Raw genomic sequence first — 17,884 nt, 5'->3', positions numbered from 1 at the left:
AGGGGCGTTTTCGATTCTGCAAAACAATAAGATTTGGGAGCCTGCCATGTCGGTCGATCCGCAACACTTTCTGCGCGAGCTGTTCGCCACGGCCATCGATGCCGCGCATCCACGCCAGGTGCTCGAAGCCCACCTGCCCAGCGACCGCAGCGGCCGCGTCATCGTCATCGGCGCCGGCAAGGCCGCCGCCGCCATGGCCGAAGTGGTCGAGCGCAGCTGGCAGGGCGAAGTCTCGGGCCTGGTCGTGACCCGCTACGGCCACGGCGCCAGCTGCAGCAAGATCGAAGTGGTCGAAGCCGCCCACCCGGTACCGGACGCCGCCGGCCTGGCCGTGGCCAAGCGTGTGCTGGCGATGGTCAGCGACCTCAGCGCCGACGACAGGGTGATCTTCCTGCTCTCCGGCGGTGGTTCCGCCCTGCTGGCCCTGCCCGCCGAAGGCCTGACCCTGGCCGACAAGCAGCAGGTCAACAAGGCCCTGCTCAAATCCGGCGCCACCATCGGCGAGATGAACTGCGTGCGCAAACACCTCTCGGCGATCAAGGGCGGCCGCCTGGCCAAGGCCTGCTGGCCGGCCACGGTGTACACCTACGCGATTTCCGACGTACCCGGCGACCTCGCCACCGTGATCGCCTCCGGCCCCACCGTGGCCGACCCGAGCACCTCGGCCGAAGCGCTGGCGATCCTCAAGCGCTACAACATCCAGGCCCCGGCCGCCGTCACCGCGTGGCTGAACAACCCGGCCTCCGAAACCGTCAAGGCCGATGACCCGGCACTGGCCCGCAGCCACTTCCAGCTGATCGCCCGCCCCCAGCAGTCGCTGGAGGCCGCTGCGGTAAAGGCGCGCCAGGCCGGCTTCAGCCCGCTGATCCTGGGTGACCTGGAAGGTGAGTCGCGTGAAGTGGCCAAGGTGCATGCCGGCATCGCGCGCCAGATCGTGCAGCACGGCCAGCCACTGGCGGCGCCCTGCGTGATCCTGTCGGGCGGCGAAACCACCGTCACCGTGCGCGGCAATGGCCGCGGCGGGCGCAACGCCGAGTTCCTGCTCAGCCTCACCGAAAGCCTGAAGGGGTTGCCCGGCGTGTACGCACTGGCCGGTGACACCGACGGCATCGACGGCTCCGAAGACAACGCCGGGGCCTTCATGACCCCCGACAGCTATGCGCGTGCCCAGGCCCTGGGCCTGTCGGCGGCAGACGAGCTGGACAACAACAATGGCTACGGTTATTTCGCCGCGCTCGACGCCTTGATCGTTACCGAGCCCACGCGCACCAACGTCAACGATTTTCGCGCCATCCTGATTCTCGAGACCGCACAACATGACGCCTGACAAGAAAGTCAAAATCCTCGCCACCCTCGGCCCCGCGACCAAAGGCATCGACGACATCCGTCAGCTGGTCGAAGCCGGGGTGAACATCTTTCGCCTGAACTTCAGCCACGGCGAGCACGCCGACCACGCCATGCGTTTCGAATGGATCCGCGAAGTGGAGCGCCAGCTCAACTACCCGCTGGGCATCCTCATGGACCTGCAGGGCCCCAAGCTGCGTGTCGGGCGTTTTGCCGAAGGCAAGGTGCAACTGCAACGCGGCCAGGCCCTGCGCCTGGACCTGGATGCCACACCGGGCGATGCACAGCGGGTCAACCTGCCCCACCCGGAGATCATCGCCGCGCTGGAGCCGGGCATGGACCTGCTGCTCGATGACGGCAAACTGCGCCTGCGCGTGACCGCCAAGCACGCCGACGCCATCGACACCGAGGTGCTCAACGGCGGCGAACTGTCCGACCGCAAGGGCGTGAACGTGCCCCAGGCGCTGCTCGAGCTCAGCCCGCTGACCGAAAAGGACCGTCGCGACCTGACCTTCGGCCTGGAACTGGGCGTGGACTGGGTGGCCCTGTCGTTCGTGCAGCGCCCTGAAGACATCATCGAGGCGCGCCAGCTGATCGGCGACCGGGCCTACCTGATGGCCAAGATCGAGAAGCCCTCGGCGGTCACGCAACTGCGCGAGATTGCCCAGTTGAGCGACGCGATCATGGTTGCCCGTGGCGACCTGGGCGTGGAAGTGCCGGCCGAAAGCGTGCCGCAGATCCAGCAGCGCATCATCACCACCTGCCGCCAGCTGGGCCGCCCGGTGGTGGTGGCCACGCAGATGCTCGAGTCGATGCGCTTCAGCCCGGCCCCGACCCGCGCCGAGGTCACCGACGTGGCCAACGCCGTGGCCGAGGGCGCCGATGCGGTGATGCTGTCGGCCGAGACCGCCTCGGGCGACTACCCGCTCGAAGCGGTGCAGATGATGAGCAAGATCATCCGCCAGGTCGAAAGCGGCCCGGACTACCAGGCCCAGCTGGACGTGGGCCGGCCACAGGCCGAGGCCACCGTGTCGGATGCGATCAGCTGCGCGATCCGTCGCATCAGCGGCATCCTGCCGGTGGCGGTGCTGGTGAACTACAGCGAGTCGGGCAACTCGACCCTGCGCGCAGCGCGTGAACGGCCGCGTGCACCGATCCTCAACCTGACCCCCAACCTCAACACCGCACGGCGCCTGAGTGTGGCCTGGGGCGTGCATTCGGTGGTCAACGATCGGTTGCGCCAGGTAGACGAAGTGGTGTCCACGGCACTGGAGATTGCCCAGGCCCAGGGCATGGCCAGCCGTGGCGACATCCTGTTGATCACTGCCGGTGTGCCTTTTGGCAAGCCGGGGTCGACCAATACGCTGCGGATCGAAACACTGCTCTGATTTGATTGGGGCGGCTGCGCCGCCCATCGCGGGTCAAGCCCGCTCCCACAAGGATCACATCGGCCCTTGTGGGAGCGGGCTTGACCCGCGATGGGCGCACTGACACACCACACCGTGGGACAACAAAGCCCGAAGAGGCGCCCCACTCCACCCACCCTGACCCACTGCCATGTACACCAAGAACTTCGTCAACCCGTGCCCCGACTGGGCCACCGCCTTGCTCAACGGTTTCAGTCAGGTGCTGCTGCAGCGCAACCCGCTGTGCGGCCTGCTGTGCCTGCTGGCCATCCTGATCACCGCCCCCGAACTCATCGGCGGTGCGCTGCTGGGCGCCCTTGCCGGGCTGCTCACCGCGCAGCGCCGCGGCTACAACCGCGCCGACCGCCAGGCCGGCCTGTACAGCTACAACGGCGTGCTGCTGGGCCTGCTGCTCAGCCACGCACTGCCCTGGTCGGCCCTGCTGCCCCCGCTGATCATCGCCGCTGCGGGCCTGAGCAGCATGCTGGTGCACCAGTGGCTCAAGCGCAAAAGCCCCCGCCTGCTGCCCGCCTACACCGCGCCCTTCGTGCTGATCGGCTGGGCGGTACTGGCGCTGGCCGAGCCTTCCAGCGCCGGCTACGCCCCGGTCGCGGCCAACCCGCTGTTCGCCCTGGGCCGCGGCCTGGGCCAGATCTTCCTGCTCGACCAGCCGCTGGCTGGCCTGCTGATTGCCCTGGGCCTGCTGATCGCCAACCGCTACGCCGCCGCCTGGGCGCTACTGGGCGCCGCCCTGGGCGGCAGCGTGGCGCTGCTCGGTGGCGAGGCCGGTGCCGGCTACTACGGCCTGTACGGCTTCAATGCGGCGCTGGCCGCGCTGGCCTTCAGCCAGACCCGCGCACAACCCTGGCGGCCGTTGCTGGCCATCGTTCTGGCCATCGTGCTGCAACCGCTGCTGGGCCTGTTGCCGGTGCCGGGCCTGACCGCGCCGTTCATCCTCGCCTGCTGGCTGCTGCAACTGGGTACCGCTGCCCGACGTCGCCCGCTTGCACAGCTGCGGGCCAGCCCCTAGGCTCTGCTCCATCTTGTAATGGAAAGCGCCCATGAGCACCCCTTCGAGCTGGCGCGAGCGGCTCTACGTCATCGTCTTTCAAGCCGACACCGTGGCCGGCCGGCGCTTCGACAGCATTCTGCTGCTGATCATCCTGGCCAGCCTGATCACCGTCATCCTCGACAGCATCGACGAGGTCCACCAGGGCTACGCCGGGCTGCTGGCCTGGATCGAGTGGGGCTTTACCGCCATCTTCCTGGCCGAATACCTCACCCGCCTGTACTGCTCGCCCAAGCCGCTGCGCTATGCCTTCAGCTTCTACGGGCTGGTGGACCTGCTGGCGATCGTGCCGGGCATCATCGCCATCTACTACAGTGACGCGCAGTACCTGCTGATCATCCGCGTGATCCGCATGCTGCGCATCTTCCGCGTGCTCAAGCTCGGCCCGTACCTCAAGCAGGCCAACTACCTGATGTCGGCGCTGCGCGGCAGCAAGCAGAAGATCATCGTGTTCCTGGTCAGCGTGTCGACCCTGGTCACGGTGTTCGGCACCCTGATGTACGTGGTCGAAGGCCCGGAGCACGGCTTCACCAGCATCCCCAAGGGCATCTACTGGGCCATCGTGACCCTGACCACCGTGGGCTTTGGCGACATCGTGCCCAAGACCCCGCTGGGCCAGGTGATTTCCTCGCTGGTGATGATCACCGGCTACTCGATCATTGCCGTGCCCACCGGCATCTTCACTGCCGAGCTGGCCAACGCCATGCGCGGCGAACAGCTGCAGCACGCCTGCCCCACCTGCCACAAGGGCAGCCACGAGCAGAGCGCCGCGTTCTGTTCCCGCTGCGGCAATGCGCTGTTCAAGAAAATGGAATAACCACAGCACTTTTTAATCTTTAAGCGACTAAGGCCGAGCCGCTATAGTCGCTGGCATAATGCCTTTCTCCCAACTCGAACAAGGAATGCGCAGTGAAAAAACTCTTTGGTGCCTCGCTTCTGGCCGCAGGCCTGGCCCTGGGCAACCTCGCCCAGGCCGCCCCGACCACCCTGCTCAACGTCTCCTACGACGTGATGCGCGACTTCTACAAGGACTACAACGCCGCGTTCCAGAAGCACTGGGAAGCCGAGCACAAAGAGAAGATCAACGTGCAGATGTCCTTCGGCGGTTCGAGCAAGCAGGCGCGCTCGGTGATCGACGGCCTGCCGGCCGACGTCATCACCATGAACATGGCCACCGACATCAATGCCCTGGCCGACAACGGCAAACTGGTGCCGGACAACTGGGTCACCCGCCTGCCCAACAACAGCGCGCCCTTCACCTCCGCCACCGTGTTCATCGTGCGCAAGGGCAACCCCAAGGCCCTGAAGGACTGGCCCGACCTGCTCAAGGACGGCGTACAGGTGATCGTGCCCAACCCCAAGACCTCGGGCAACGGCCGCTACACCTACCTGTCGGCATGGGGCTATGTGCTCAAGAACGGCGGTGACGAGAACAAGGCCAAGGACTTCGTCGGCAAGCTGTTCAAGCAGGCACCGGTGCTCGATACCGGTGGCCGTGCCGCGACCACCACCTTCATGACCAACCAGATCGGCGACGTGCTGGTGACCTTCGAGAACGAAGCCGAGATGATCGCGCGCGAATTCGGTCGCGACCAGTTCGAGGTGATCTACCCGAGCGTGTCGGCCGAAGCAGAGCCGCCGGTGAGCGTGGTCGACAAGGTGGTGGACAAGAAGAAAAGCCGTGCCACCGCCGAGGAGTACCTGAAGTACCTGTGGTCGCCTGAAGCCCAGGAAATTGCCGCCAACAACTACCTGCGCCCACGCGATGCGACCGTGCTGGCCAAGTACACCGACCGCTTCCCCAAAGTCGACTTCCTGTCGGTGGAAAAGACCTTCGGTGACTGGCGCACCGTGCAGAAGACCCACTTCAACGACGGCGGGATCTTCGACCAGATCTACACCGGGCAGTAAGGCCGGGTGACGAATCCGGGGCCTGTGACGGGCCCCGGATTTTTTGTGGCCGGCGTTCGGGCCTGTCGCGGGTCAAGCCCGCTGCCACAAGGTGATGTGCCGATTTCAAGGGCGATGTCGCACCTGTGGGAGCGGGCTTGACCCGCGATGAATTCACCTCGGTTTCGAACTTGCCCGGCAAATACCGATCAGTTCCTTGGACTACCCTTTCCGTCATTCACGGCTCAAGGAGTGCCCAGTGACCCGATTGCTCACCCTGTTGCTCGGTTGCCTGCTCAGCACGCAACTGCTCGCCGCCAGCCTCATCCCCGGCACCGACAGCGCCGAAACCGCCGAAAAAGCCCCGGAACCCGTGGTTCAGGGCGGCCTGCTCGGCGCCCTGGCCAACAGCCTCGACAGCGTCACCCAGGAAATCGACGTCGACGGTCACCTGGTCGACGCCTGGCGCCTGCGCGCCAATCGCGCCAGCAAGGAGGCCAACCAGCTGGTCGACCGCCACGCCGAAGACTCCTTCGACCTGCTGGTGGACTTTGCCCTGCTCAGCCTCACCTGGCTGGTGGTGTTCGGCGTGCTCACCAGCCTGGGCCGCGTGCTGTCCCACCACATCAATCGCAGGCGCCCGCTGCGCGAACGTCCGCGGTTGCAGAAACTGCTCGGCTACCTGCTGCCCTACACCCTGCCGGCCCTGGCCAGCCTGCCCGCCACCCTCTACGCCAGCACGCGCCTGCTCGACCCCTCGATCGGCCGCGCGCTGGGCCTGAGCCTGGCCTACGCCACCAGCAGCGGCCTGTTCTCGACGTCGATCATCCTGTGCCTGATCACCGTGTTCGACACCGGCCACAAGCGCACCGCCGTGCGCATCATCCGCAAGATCGCGCCACGCCCGTTGTTCATGATCGGCTTTCTCGCCGCCTGGGCCGACGCCCTGACCAGCCCGCAGATCACCCGCCAGATCGGTGGCAACCTCACCAGCAGCATCGCGGTGATCACCGGCCTGCTGGCCACCTTCGCCTTCGCCGCGCTGGTAATCCGCCTGCGCCGCCCGGTGGCCCACCTGATCCGCAACCGCGACCTGCACGACCGCCTGCAGCACCGCGCCCTGCAGGAAACCCTGCGGATCTTCTCGTGGCTGTGGTACCTGCCGATCCTGATGATGATCCTGGTATCGGCGATCAACCTGATCGGCGCCGGCGAAGAAAGCCAGAAGGCCCTGCAAAAGGCCCTGCTGACCACGGTGCTGCTGGTGGGCACGGTGTTCCTGAGCACGGTGCTGCAGCACCTGTTCAAGTCCCGCGAGGTCGACCCCGGCCAGCGTCTTCGCCCCTACAAGGAACTGGTGCGCAACCTCGCCCACGCGCTGCTGCGCATCGGCATGGCCATCGCCTTCATCGAGCTGCTGGGGCGCATCTGGGGCTTTTCGGTGCTCGAATTCGCCGTGCGCAACAGCCTGGGCCGGGCAATCAGCGATTCGCTGAGCAGCATCGGGTTGATCTTGCTGGTCACCTGGCTGCTGTGGGTGGTGATCGACACCGCCATCCAGGAAGCCCTCAAGCCCAGCGCCGGCCGGCGCGCTTCGCGCCAGCCCAGCACACGGGTGCGCACCATCCTGCCGATGCTGCGCAACGCGGTGAAGATCGTGCTGGTGGTGATCTGCACCATCACCACCATGGCCAACCTGGGCATCAACGTGGCGCCGCTGCTGGCCGGTGCCGGGGTGGTCGGCCTGGCCATCGGTTTCGGTTCGCAGCAGCTGGTACAGGACGTGATCACCGGCCTGTTCATCCTGATCGAGGACACCATCGCCATCGGCGACTGGGTGGTGCTCGACTCCGGCCACGCCGGCACCGTCGAGAGCCTGACCATCCGCACCCTGCGCCTGCGTGACGGCAAGGGCTTCGTGCACTCGGTACCGTTCGGCCAGATCAAGGCCGTCACCAACCAGTCGCGCCAGTTCGCCTATGCGTTCTTCTCGGTGCAGTTCAGCTACCAGACCGATGTCGACAGCGCCCTGCACCTGATCCGCGAGGTGGGCCAGTCGATCAGCGAGGACCCGGTGCTGCGCCACAGCCTGCAAGGGCCGCTGCAGGTGTTCGGGGTGGACGCCATGAACCTCAACGGCATCACCCTCACCGCCCAGTTCCGCACCACCTCGGGCGGGCAGTACGCGGTGAATCGGGCGTTCAACGAGCGCCTGAAAAAGCGCGTGGACCAGACCGACGACGTGAGCTTCGCGCAGTATTACCCGCAGCCGGCTCACGTACGCGACGAAACGGTGTAGACACTGCGGCGTTCAACCTTCCCGGCATGGGAAGGTGGTGCTAAAGTCGCCGCCATGAAATTTACCCGTGCCGACCGCTCGCTGATTGCCTGGACGCTGTACTTCAGCGTCCTGTTCAATCTGTTCGCCTGCGGTATCGGCCACGGCCAGATGATGGGCCTGCAGCTCAACGGCATCGGCGGAGCCTTCTGCTCGGCCATGGGCACCCCGGGCCCGACCCTCAAGACCGATTACAGCGACGCCTCCATCGCCGGCTGGGACAGCCTGCAAACCTGCCCGGTGTGTGCCGCGGCCGTGGTGTGCCTGGCCCTGAGCCTGGTGATCGGCTGGCTGCTGGCGTTCACCCGCACGCGACGCTACCACCGCGAACTGCGCAGCAAGGCGCCACCTCGCTACTGCTGGCCCTCGGCCAACCCGCGCGCCTCCCCCCTGCTGGCCTGATCCAACCCGGCAGCCTTGCCGCTGCCCGTACCGGCACACGCCTGCGCCACTGCGCGGGGGTGCCGTTGGCTCACCTGCAGAGTTCGCTCAATGACCCCTTTCCCACGTTTGCAGGGCTGCACTGCCCTGCTCTGCGCCCTGTCGCTCAACGCCGTTGCCGACGAGGCACTCGTGCTGCCCGATGTACTGGTCAGCGACCGGCCGATTCCGGTGGACGGCGTTTTGCTCGACACCCCCTCGCAAACCGGTTCGCGCCTGGGCCTCACGCCCCGCGAAACCCCGGCCTCGATCAGCATCGTCAACCGCCAGCAGATCGAACAGCGCGGCGCCAGGACCACCCAGGACATGCTCGCCGGCGTACCCGGCCTGAACGCCGCCTCCCCGCCCGGCTCGGCCGGCTCGGTATCGTACCGGGGCTTTTCCGGGGCGCAGATCACCCAGCTGTTCAATGGCATCAGCGTGCAGTACGACTCGATCGCCGCACGCCCGGTCGACAGCTGGATCTATGACCGCGTCGAAGCGGTCGGCGGCCCGTCCAGCTTCCTGTTCGGCGCCGGCGCCGTAGGCGGCTCGATCAACTACATCACCAAGCTGGCCAACCGCGACGAAGACTTCAACGAAGGCCGCGTCAGCTATGGCAGCTACGACAGCAGCGAGACCTCGTTCGGCTTCAACCACGCACTCAACGACACCAACCATGCGCGCCTGGATTTCAGCCATACCCGCAGCAATGGCTACGTCGACCGCGAGGAGCGCGATGCATGGAGCGTGGCGTTCTCGCTGCTGACCGACATCAACGACCAGCTGTCCCACACCCTGGCACTCGAATACCAGAACGAGAGCGTCGACAGCCCCTACTGGGGCAGCCCGGTGCTCAACCCGCTGGGCAGCCAGATGAAGGTCGACAAGAGCCGGCGCTTCGAGAACTACAACGTCGAGGACGGGCGCTACGAGCAGCGCGTGCGCTGGCTGCGCTCGATCACCGAGTACCGTTTCGACGACGCCACCTCGCTGCGCAATACGCTTTACCACTACAACGCCGAGCGCAACTTCCGCAATCTCGAGACCTACACCTACAACGCCGACAACAGCCGCGTGCAACGCGCCGGCAGCCTGCTGCAACGGCACGACCAGGAGCTCAACGGCAACCGCGTGGAACTGCTGCATGACGGCCAGCTGTTCGGCCTGCGCAGCCAGTGGTCGACGGGCCTGGACTACAGCCACAACGTGCAGATGACCTACCCGCGCTCGGGCACCGCTGCCGGCAGCGTCGACCCCGACCACTTCGACCCGGGACACTTCTACGACCTGCCGGGCATGTTCCCCGGCTACGAGAAGAACCGTCAGAACACGGTCGACACCTGGGCCGGCTTTTTGGAGAACCGCCTGACCCTGACCGATCGCCTGACCCTGCTGACGGGCCTGCGCCACGACAGCATCGACCTGCAGGTACGCAACTACCGCGCCGTCAACGAGGCCAACCCGGCGCAGTTCAAACGCCGCTACCAGCCCACCACCGGGCGTGTGGGCCTGGTGTTCGAGCTGACCCCGTCGGCCAGCGTGTATGTGCAGTACAGCACCGCCGCCGACCCGCCCGCCGGCATGCTCACCACCGCCAGCTTCGGCCAGGTGCGCGACTTCGACCTGAGCACCGGCAAGCAGCTGGAGGTGGGCAGCAAGTTCGACTTTCTGGACGGACGCGGTTCGGCCACCGTGGCCGCCTACCGCATCGAGCGCGACAACCTGGCCACCGCCGACCCGGCCAACCCCGGCTTCACCCAGCCGGTGGGCAAGCAGTCGTCACGCGGTATCGAGGTGGCGGCGGCGCTGCGCGTCACCCCGCAACTGCTGGCCGAAGGCAACTTCGCCTATGTCGATGCGCAGTACGACGCGTTCAACGAAAACGTCGGCGGCCAGTCGTTCTCGCGCAAGGGCAACACCCCCACCAACACCCCGGACCGGGTGGCCAACCTGTGGCTGACCTACGACCTGGACCCGCAGTGGCAGGTGGGCGGCGACAGCCGCTATGTGTCGTCGGTGTACGCCGATGCGGCCAACACCCGCTACGCGCCGTCGTACACCCTGTTCGGGGCCTTCGTCGGCTACAAGGTGGATGCCGACACGCGCATCACCGCGCGGGTGCGCAACCTGACCGACGAGGTGTACGCACGCTGGACCTCGTCGAGCATGCTCTACCTGGGTGCACCGCGCACCTTCGAACTGGCGGTGCAGACCCGCTTCTGACTGGGCCGGGCCGGGGCGTTCGCGCCTTGGCCCTGATGGAGCGTTGCAATGAAGCGTTATCTGTATCTGTGGCATCGCTGGCTGGGGATCGTGACCTGCGTGTTCATGGCGCTGTGGTTCGTCTCGGGCATGGTGATGCTGTACGTGGGCTACCCCAAGCTGACCCCGCGCGAGCACCTGGCGCACCTGCCGGCGCTATCGGCGCAGGGCTGTTGCGTCTCGCTGGGCGAGGCGCTGGCGGTGGCCGATCCGCAACCTGCACGCATACGCCTGAGCAGCGTGGCCGGGCAGGCGCTTTACCTGTTCGACTATGCCAGCGGCAAGGCCCTGGCGGTGGACGCAACTAGCGGCCAGCGCATCGCCCCCACCACCCGCGAACGGGCGCTGGCCAGTGCCGGGCAACACGACCCGCATGCGCCGCTGACCTATCGCGACGCGGTGCAGGAAGACCTGTGGAGCCATTCGCGCGCACTGGATGCGCACCGGCCGCTGCATCGCGTGCAGTTGAGCGATACGGACGGCACCTTGCTGTACATCAGCGGCCAGACCGGCGAAGTGGTGCGCGATGCCAGCGCCAGCGAGCGCGGCTGGAACCTGATCGGCGCCTGGCTGCACTGGCTGTATCCGTTGCGCGGCATCGGCCTGGACGGGCTGTGGAGTAACCTGGTGATCTACCTGTCGCTGGCGGCCAGCGTGATGGCGCTGCTGGGCGCGGTGGTGGGTGTGATGCGCTGGCGCTTCAGCCGGCCCTACCGCAGCGGTTCGCGTTCGCCGTACAAGGGCTGGGCACGCTGGCACCATGTGGGCGGGTTGCTGTTCGGTGCCCTGGCCATCACCTGGATTTTCAGTGGGCTGATGTCGATGAACCCGTGGCGGCTGTTCAGCAGTGCCCAGCCGCTGGATACCTCGGCGTATCAGGGCGGGCCGCTGAATGCGGCGGCGTTCCCGCTGTCGGTGCCCCAGGCACTGGCGCGCTTTGCCGACCAGGGCTTCACCGCCCGCGAGCTGGAGTGGCGGCTGATCGGTGGCGCGGGGTATGTGGTGGGCCAGGACGGCGCGGGACGCACGCGGGTACTGTCGATGCACGACGGCCAGGTGCTGCAGCGTCTGCCACGGGCGGTGCTGGAGCAGGCGGCGCGGGCGATCGGGCCGGCGATGCAGGTGCAGCAGTTGGAGGCCTACGACTTCTACTACTACGCGCGGGCCGAGCAGAGCATGCTCGGGCATCTTGAAAAGCGTCTGCCGGTGCTGCGGGTGCGCTTCGACGACCCGGCGCAGACCTGGCTGCATCTGGACCTGTACACCGGTGAAGTACTGGGGCAGCTGGACCAGCCACGGCGCGCGTCACGCTGGCTGTTCGCGTTGCTGCACAGCTGGGACTGGCTACCGCTGCTGACGCGGCGGCCGTTGTGGGATGGGTGGATGATTGTGCTCAGCCTGGGTGGGCTGGTGCTGAGCGTAAGTGGTGTGGTGATGGGGTGGCGGCGTTTGCGCCGCTAGCCTCATTCGCCGGCAAGGCCGGCTCCTACAGACAACGCAAACCCTGTAGGAGCCGGCCTTGCCGGCGAACAATCCACCCCGGTCACCCCTGGCGAAACACCAGCGCCTTCAGCCCGCCCACCGGATCACTGTCCGCAAACTCCGGTGGGTTGGCCAGACGCTCCACGAACACCAGCCCCGGCGCCTCGGCTGCCATCCCCTCGATCAGAAAGTCAGGCCCGATGGCCGGGTCGTTCACGCACGCCAGCACCGTGCCGCCTTCACTCAACAGCTCCGGCAGGCGGCGCAGGATCTTGCTGTAGTCCTGGGTCAGCACAAAGCTGCCCTTCTGGAACGTCGGCGGGTCGATGATGATCAGGTCATACGGCCCGCTCTTGCGCACCTTGCCCCATGACTTGAACAGCTCATGCCCCAGAAACCCCACCCGCCCCAGGTCATGCCCGTTGAGCCGATGGTTGTCGCGCCCGCGGCTCAGGGCCGAGCGCGCCATATCGAGGTTGATCACCTGCTCGGCCCCCCCGGCAATCGCTGCCACCGAAAACCCGCAGGTGTAGGCGAACAGGTTGAGCACCCGCTTGCCCGCCGCCTGCTCCCGCACCCAGCGCCGGCCATAGCGCATGTCCAGGAACAGCCCGGTGTTCTGCTTCAGGCCCAGGTCCAGCTGATAGCGCAGGCCATCCTCGTCGATCACGCGGTGCTCGCTCGGCTCGCCCAGCAACCACTGGCCGGGGCTATCGGGCAGGTAGCGGTGCTGAATCAGAATCGCCTGCCCGGGCCAGCCAGGGCTGGCGGCCAGGGTGCGCAGCATCTGCTCCAGCGTGGCCAGCTGCCCTTCGGGCGGTTCGCGAAACAGCGAGACCAGCAGCACGCCCTGCAGCCAGTCCACGGTGATCTGTTCGAGCCCCGGCCAGCAGCGCCCGCGCCCATGGAACAGGCGCCGGGTTTCGGCAGGCGCAGGGTTCAGGGCACCGAGCAGGTGGGCGTGAAGGGTGGCAATCGGCATGGCAGGATTCACTGGGACAAAAAGGGCTATTTTAGCGGCAAGCTTCACGCAGCAAGCGACAAGTTTGCGCCGGGCGCCTGTTTACTTGTCGCTTGTGGCGTGCAACTTGCCGCTCGCCCTCCACCACCAGCCCTGCTGCATGCCGGCAGCCGCCAGCAGAATCGCCGCCACCCCCAGCCATTGCAGCGCGCTCAAGCGATGGCCAAAGGCAAACCAGTCGACGAAGATCGCCGCAATCGGGTAGATGAACGACAGCGCCCCGGTCAACGCGGTCGGCAGTTTCTGGATGGCGCCATACAGCAGCACGTACATCAGGCCGGTGTGCACGATACCCAGCGTCACCAGGCTGGCCAGCGCCCCCGCAGTGCCCGGCAGGCCGCCGGTATTGGCAAAGGGCGCCAGCAACAGGATACCGGTGCTCACCTGGATCAGCGCGATCAGGTGCGGCGGCGTGCCACTCAGACGCTTGATGATCAGCGCGGCCACCGCGTACAGAAACGCCGCGCCCAGCGCCAGCGCGATGCCCAGCAGGTAATCCTCGCCACTGCCCTGCCCGCTGCCGTGGGCACTCACAATGGCCAGCATCCCGGCAAACGACACCCCCAGCCAGAACAGCTTGGGCACACTGAGCTTTTCACCCAGAAACACCGCCGCCAGCCCCACCAGCATGAACGGCTGCACGTTGTACACCGCCGTACCGATGGCAATCGAGGCCCGTGAATAGGAGCCGAACAGCAGCACCCAGTTGCCCACGATGGCCACCCCGCTGAGTACCGCCAGGGCAAAGCTGGCACGTGTGAGGATGCCCGGCCGCAGAAAGCCCAGCACGGCGCACACCAGCAACAGCGTGCCGGCGCCGAACACGCAGCGCCAGAACACCACGTCCAGCACCGGTTGCCCCGACACCAGCACGAACCAGCCGATGGTGCCGGATATCAGCATCGCGGCGACCATTTCCAACGACCCACGGCGTATTGAATTGTCCATCTCTCACCTCCCAGACGATGGACAGATTATGCGAGCAAGAAGCCAGGGCACTCCATAGCAAAAACAAGGCTAGACTCAAGCCTTGCCTTTTTTATCAAGGCAATTTCATTGATCTGCCTGACGAGGATTGCATGACTGACGATATCGACCAGCTGTTGATCAAGGCGCTGATGGAAGACTCGCGGCGTTCGCTCAAGGCGCTGGCGCACCTGAGCGGGCTGTCGGCGCCCAGCGTCAGCGAGCGCCTGCGTCGCCTGGAAGAACGCGGCGTGCTCAAGGGCTACACGGTCGACATCGACCCGCGCAGCTTCGGGTACCAGTTGCAGGCCATCGTGCGCATTCGTCCGTTGCCGGGGCAGTTGCAGGAGGTGGAGCGCCAGATCATCGCCATCCCCGAGTTCACCGAGTGCGACAAGGTCACGGGTGACGACTGCTTCATCGCGCGCCTGCATGTACGCTCGATGGAGCAGCTCGACACCTTGCTCGACAAGCTCAACAGCCACGCCGAAACCAACACCGCCATCGTCAAGAAAAGCCCGGTGAAGCGACGGCTGCCGCCGATGGCATAAGCGCCATACTGGCGGGCGGCGCGGGATTCGCAGAGCAACGGCACGTTCCACACATATGCTAGCCTTGCGCCCCTCTCCCGCAAGGACGCACCGTCACCATGTTCGCTTTCCCAAGGCCCCTCTGCATGCTGGGCCTGGCGCTGGCCTTCACCAGCGCCCACGCCACCGACCCGATCAACCTGTACCAGGGCACCCTCGGCGAGCGCAAGGTCGAGGTCGCCCTGCAATACACCTCGCAGTACGAGTACGTGCAAGGCTACCTGCTGGACACCGAGCACCACACCAGCCAGCCACTGGAAGTGACGCCCTACAGCAAGGACGTGCCACTGCTGATCAACATCATGGACAACCCGCGCATGCCCGCCGCAGCACTGCGGGTGCGCCCCTTCGTGTTCACGCACGATCGCGACTTCAGTGGCGAATGGATCGACCTGCGCACCCGCGAACGCGTGCCCTTCAGCCTCACGCGCCAGACCCGCTTCAGCGACGAGCAGCGCTCCAGCTGGCAAGGCGAGCTGCTGCAACAGCCGCAGAACCGCGGCAAGAGCTTCTATGTGCACGCCAGCAAGGCCGAGGGCGAATACACCGGCAAGGTCGATCGCATCACCATCATCGACCTCGCCAGCGGCAGCACACTGCAGGTGCTGGACAACCTGGCGCTGGCGTTCAACGGCACCCGCACCCTGACCTTCGCCGACTACAACGGTGACGGCATCATCGACTTCAGGGCCTCGCCCATCGGCCAGCGCGCCACCGGCGGCGCCAACCAGGAGCCGGACCAGTTCTACCTGTACCAGCCCACCAGCAATACCTACCAACGCCACACCGAACTCGAAGCGCTGGGCGACAAGGGCGCGCTCAAGTTCCCCGCCCCCGGCTGGGTAGCCCAGCGCCAGGGCAGCAACTACGACACCGGGACCAGCGACTGGCAGTACTACCACTTCGTCGACCCCAAGCAACTGGTGTGGCAGCGCCACAGCGTGGAGCCTTTCTGATGCCGTTTCGTACCCTGTTCGCCTGCCTGCTGCTGTGCCTGAGCGCCAATGCCCTGGCCTACCATTCCGTGTACCAGGGCAAACTCGGCGGGTTGCCGGTGACGCTGGTGATCGAGCGCACCAACGACTACGTGACCGGTATCTACTACTACGAGCGCTACCACACGCCGATCCGGCTCAAGCCCACGCGCAACACCGATACCTACAACTTCGCCATGGACGAACTGGACAGCGGCGGCCTGCCCACCGCGCGTCTGCATTTCCAGAAAGCCGATTTCAGCAGCCGTGCCCAGCCGCTGCAAGGCACCTGGACCGCCTACGCCAGCGGCAAGCAGCTGCCCTTCACGCTCAAGCTGGTGGCCGACATCGGCCTGCAGACACCCTCGCCGGGCGCGGTACTGCCCCAGGCCGCATCCACCGAACGCTTCTACTTCCAGTTGCCGATGGACATGGACTATGCCGCCCTCGAAACCATCCAGGTGATGGACAAGGCCACCGGCAAGCTGCAGCAGACGCTGGAGGTGAAGGTGCCGGGCTGTCGCAGCAAGGGTATCGACACCGTCCAGGTACGCCTGCAGGGTGGCGCCACCCAGGTGCTCATCCCCTCCAGCCCGTATTGCCTGGGCAAGACGTTCGAGTGGCGCGAGGCCAGCGCACGCTTCGAGGTGGTGAACTAGCCCTCAGCTCGGGCAGGCGAGGTCGCCGTTGTCCAGCCCCTGCTTGTAGTTGCGGCTGAGCAGGCTGGCCTTGCCGTCGTGCCAGGTCAGGGTCAGCACATACAGCGAGTCGAAATCCTCGCCGTCCCAGTCGTCGGTGATGGTGCGTTTTTCGCCCAGCGCCTTGCCGGCCACGGTGTTGATCAGCTCGGGCAGGTAGCCGTGTGACCACGCTGTGTAGACCGTGGCGTTGCGGTACTTGTCCTGCAGCAGCTCGTCGGCCAGGTCGCCGGTGTCGTTGGCGCCGAAGTCGATGTTCACCGGCAGGCCGAGCTTGATCGCGCTCGGGCTGATGGTCATCAGCGGACGGATATAGCTGTAGGCATTGTCGTTGCTGCCCTCCTCCACTTCGCGGCTGGGGTTGGCGGCAAACACGTAGTCGGCGGGGCCGAATTTTTCCGGGAGCAGAGTGGCCAGGTCCAGGGCGCGGTTGAGGCCCTGGCAGTTCAGTTGCCCGAGGCCTTCGCCGGGCTTTTCTGCGTGGCGCAGGAAGACCAGGGTCTGGGTGCCGTCCACCGGCTGGGCTCGGCTTTCGAGCGCTTCGAAGGTCAGCAGGGTGGCGCCGACGACCAGCGGAACGGAAAACAGCGCAGGGCGATAACGCCGAAAAAAGGAGGGCAACTTCATGGCACGGGCTCTTTGCGACAAATAGGGTTGAGGCTGACCCGCCTGTGCCACCCCGCAGCCGAGGCTGCGGGGTGATCCCTGTCTGTCGTTCCATCCGTGGAAACGGGCGTGCTTGAGAGTGTCGCAAACCCGTTTGGTTCATCCGTGCCGGCTCAGCCTTGAGCCCGCGCCAGTCTGGCGCAGGGATGTTTCGCGATGATGACGCTCAGATCAGCTTGCGCCGGATCGCTTCTTCAACCGAACTGCGGCTCAGGTGCTCGATGATGGCATCGCCCGAATCGTTGAACGGCACCGCGAAGATCAACAGCAATTGCATCCAGGTGGTGATGGTTTCGCTCTTGCTGACCTTGCCGATGAGTTTGCCTTCACGGTCCTTGTACAGCGTCTCCAGGGTCAGGGTGTTGTCGAAGGTGGACGGGATGATGAACAGCGTCGCACCGGTCAGCGTCGCCGCCAGCACGTTGCCTTGCTCGTTGTTCCTGAGTGTGACGTAGGCGTACACGTCAGAGTCGACCTTCTCGCTGGTCACCCGTGTGAAGCGCTCGCTCTGTTCATAGCTCTGCACCAGGGTCTTTTCGAAACGCATCAGGTTGGCGTTGCTGGCGCGCGGCTGGCCGTTGAACTCGTACAGTGTGTTGAAGCGCACATAGGCGGTCTTGTGCGCGGGCGCCGCATCGGCGGCAGGCAGCGGCGGCCAGGCTTCGACCACCGGCAACTGGTGCTGGGAGTAGCTGATGCAGCCGGTCAGGGCCGTGCTGAGGGCCAGCAACAGGGCCATTAGGCAATGACGCATG

At 65.9% G+C, this 17,884-nt stretch carries 16 protein-coding genes; 12 read left to right on the top strand and 4 right to left on the bottom strand.

Annotation, left to right across the window (positions count from 1 at the left end):
- The first annotated feature begins 46 nt into the window (after positions 1 to 46).
- The 9 genes from CR917_RS09800 (at position 47) to CR917_RS09760 (ending at position 12,193) form a co-directional block, all read left to right on the top strand.
- Entirely contained in the window at positions 47 to 1,327 is a 1,281-nt protein-coding gene (locus tag CR917_RS09800; protein ID WP_054915605.1) for a glycerate kinase, read from the top strand.
- Positions 1,317 to 2,732 (top strand): pyruvate kinase, encoded by a 1,416-nt coding sequence (gene pyk / locus CR917_RS09795; protein WP_043859892.1) that lies wholly within the window; start codon positions 1,317 to 1,319, stop codon positions 2,730 to 2,732. The genes CR917_RS09800 and pyk overlap by 11 nt, the downstream gene beginning before the upstream one ends.
- 169 nt (positions 2,733 to 2,901) lie before the next feature.
- The gene (locus CR917_RS09790) at positions 2,902 to 3,780 is read left to right on the top strand and encodes an urea transporter (protein WP_058542041.1); all 879 of its coding nucleotides are present in this window, start codon (positions 2,902 to 2,904) and stop codon (positions 3,778 to 3,780) included.
- A gap of 31 nt (positions 3,781 to 3,811) precedes the next feature.
- Positions 3,812 to 4,636 (top strand): ion transporter, encoded by an 825-nt coding sequence (locus tag CR917_RS09785; protein WP_043859890.1) that lies wholly within the window; start codon positions 3,812 to 3,814, stop codon positions 4,634 to 4,636.
- A 92-nt stretch (positions 4,637 to 4,728) separates the two neighbouring features.
- Positions 4,729 to 5,730 (top strand): sulfate ABC transporter substrate-binding protein, encoded by a 1,002-nt coding sequence (locus CR917_RS09780; protein ID WP_043859889.1) that lies wholly within the window; start codon positions 4,729 to 4,731, stop codon positions 5,728 to 5,730.
- Between the two features lie 238 nt (positions 5,731 to 5,968).
- A complete protein-coding gene (locus tag CR917_RS09775) occupies positions 5,969 to 8,008 on the top strand; it encodes a mechanosensitive ion channel family protein (protein ID WP_043859888.1) in 2,040 nt (679 codons plus the stop codon).
- Positions 8,009 to 8,062: 54 nt separating this feature from the next.
- Complete coding sequence (locus tag CR917_RS09770; protein WP_043859887.1) at positions 8,063 to 8,449, top strand: DUF2946 domain-containing protein; 387 nt, start codon at positions 8,063 to 8,065, stop codon at positions 8,447 to 8,449.
- A gap of 90 nt (positions 8,450 to 8,539) precedes the next feature.
- A complete protein-coding gene (locus CR917_RS09765; protein WP_104572226.1) occupies positions 8,540 to 10,693 on the top strand; it encodes a TonB-dependent siderophore receptor in 2,154 nt (717 codons plus the stop codon).
- A gap of 48 nt (positions 10,694 to 10,741) precedes the next feature.
- Entirely contained in the window at positions 10,742 to 12,193 is a 1,452-nt protein-coding gene (locus tag CR917_RS09760; protein WP_104572225.1) for a PepSY domain-containing protein, read from the top strand.
- Between the two features lie 82 nt (positions 12,194 to 12,275).
- Here CR917_RS09760 and CR917_RS09755 read toward each other — a convergent pair whose 3' ends face one another.
- Together CR917_RS09755 and CR917_RS09750 are read right to left on the bottom strand one after the other, a co-directional pair.
- The gene (locus CR917_RS09755) at positions 12,276 to 13,196 is read right to left on the bottom strand and encodes a class I SAM-dependent methyltransferase (protein WP_088515613.1); all 921 of its coding nucleotides are present in this window, start codon (positions 13,194 to 13,196) and stop codon (positions 12,276 to 12,278) included.
- 81 nt (positions 13,197 to 13,277) lie between these two features.
- Complete coding sequence (locus CR917_RS09750) at positions 13,278 to 14,183, bottom strand: DMT family transporter (protein WP_054915609.1); 906 nt, start codon at positions 14,181 to 14,183, stop codon at positions 13,278 to 13,280.
- Between the two features lie 131 nt (positions 14,184 to 14,314).
- Between CR917_RS09750 and CR917_RS09745 the strand changes: the two genes are divergently transcribed.
- From CR917_RS09745 to CR917_RS09735, 3 genes are all read left to right on the top strand, one after another.
- Positions 14,315 to 14,752, top strand: a complete 438-nt coding sequence (locus tag CR917_RS09745) for an Lrp/AsnC family transcriptional regulator (protein ID WP_043861856.1) — start codon at positions 14,315 to 14,317, stop codon at positions 14,750 to 14,752.
- A gap of 98 nt (positions 14,753 to 14,850) precedes the next feature.
- Positions 14,851 to 15,747, top strand: a complete 897-nt coding sequence (locus CR917_RS09740) for a hypothetical protein (protein WP_143516676.1) — start codon at positions 14,851 to 14,853, stop codon at positions 15,745 to 15,747.
- Entirely contained in the window at positions 15,747 to 16,424 is a 678-nt protein-coding gene (locus tag CR917_RS09735; RefSeq protein WP_043861855.1) for a hypothetical protein, read from the top strand. The genes CR917_RS09740 and CR917_RS09735 overlap by 1 nt, the downstream gene beginning before the upstream one ends.
- A gap of 3 nt (positions 16,425 to 16,427) precedes the next feature.
- On the opposite strand, the gene CR917_RS09730 is transcribed toward CR917_RS09735, so the two are convergent.
- On the bottom strand, positions 16,428 to 17,090 hold the full coding sequence (locus CR917_RS09730; RefSeq protein WP_058542044.1) for a hypothetical protein: 663 nt from the start codon (positions 17,088 to 17,090) through the stop codon (positions 16,428 to 16,430).
- Between the two features lie 205 nt (positions 17,091 to 17,295).
- Positions 17,296 to 17,883 carry a hypothetical protein gene (locus CR917_RS09725; protein WP_043861853.1) on the bottom strand — a complete coding sequence of 196 codons (588 nt, stop codon included), beginning with the start codon at positions 17,881 to 17,883 and terminating at the stop codon, positions 17,296 to 17,298.
- Position 17,884: the final 1 nt, after the last annotated feature.

This window comes from Pseudomonas sp. BRM28 (genome assembly GCF_002939405.1).
GTDB classification, from domain to species: Bacteria; Pseudomonadota; Gammaproteobacteria; order Pseudomonadales; family Pseudomonadaceae; genus Aquipseudomonas; species Aquipseudomonas palmensis.
The sequence above is the reverse complement of the archived record's forward strand: the minus strand, read 5'-3'. Positions and strand labels throughout refer to the sequence as shown.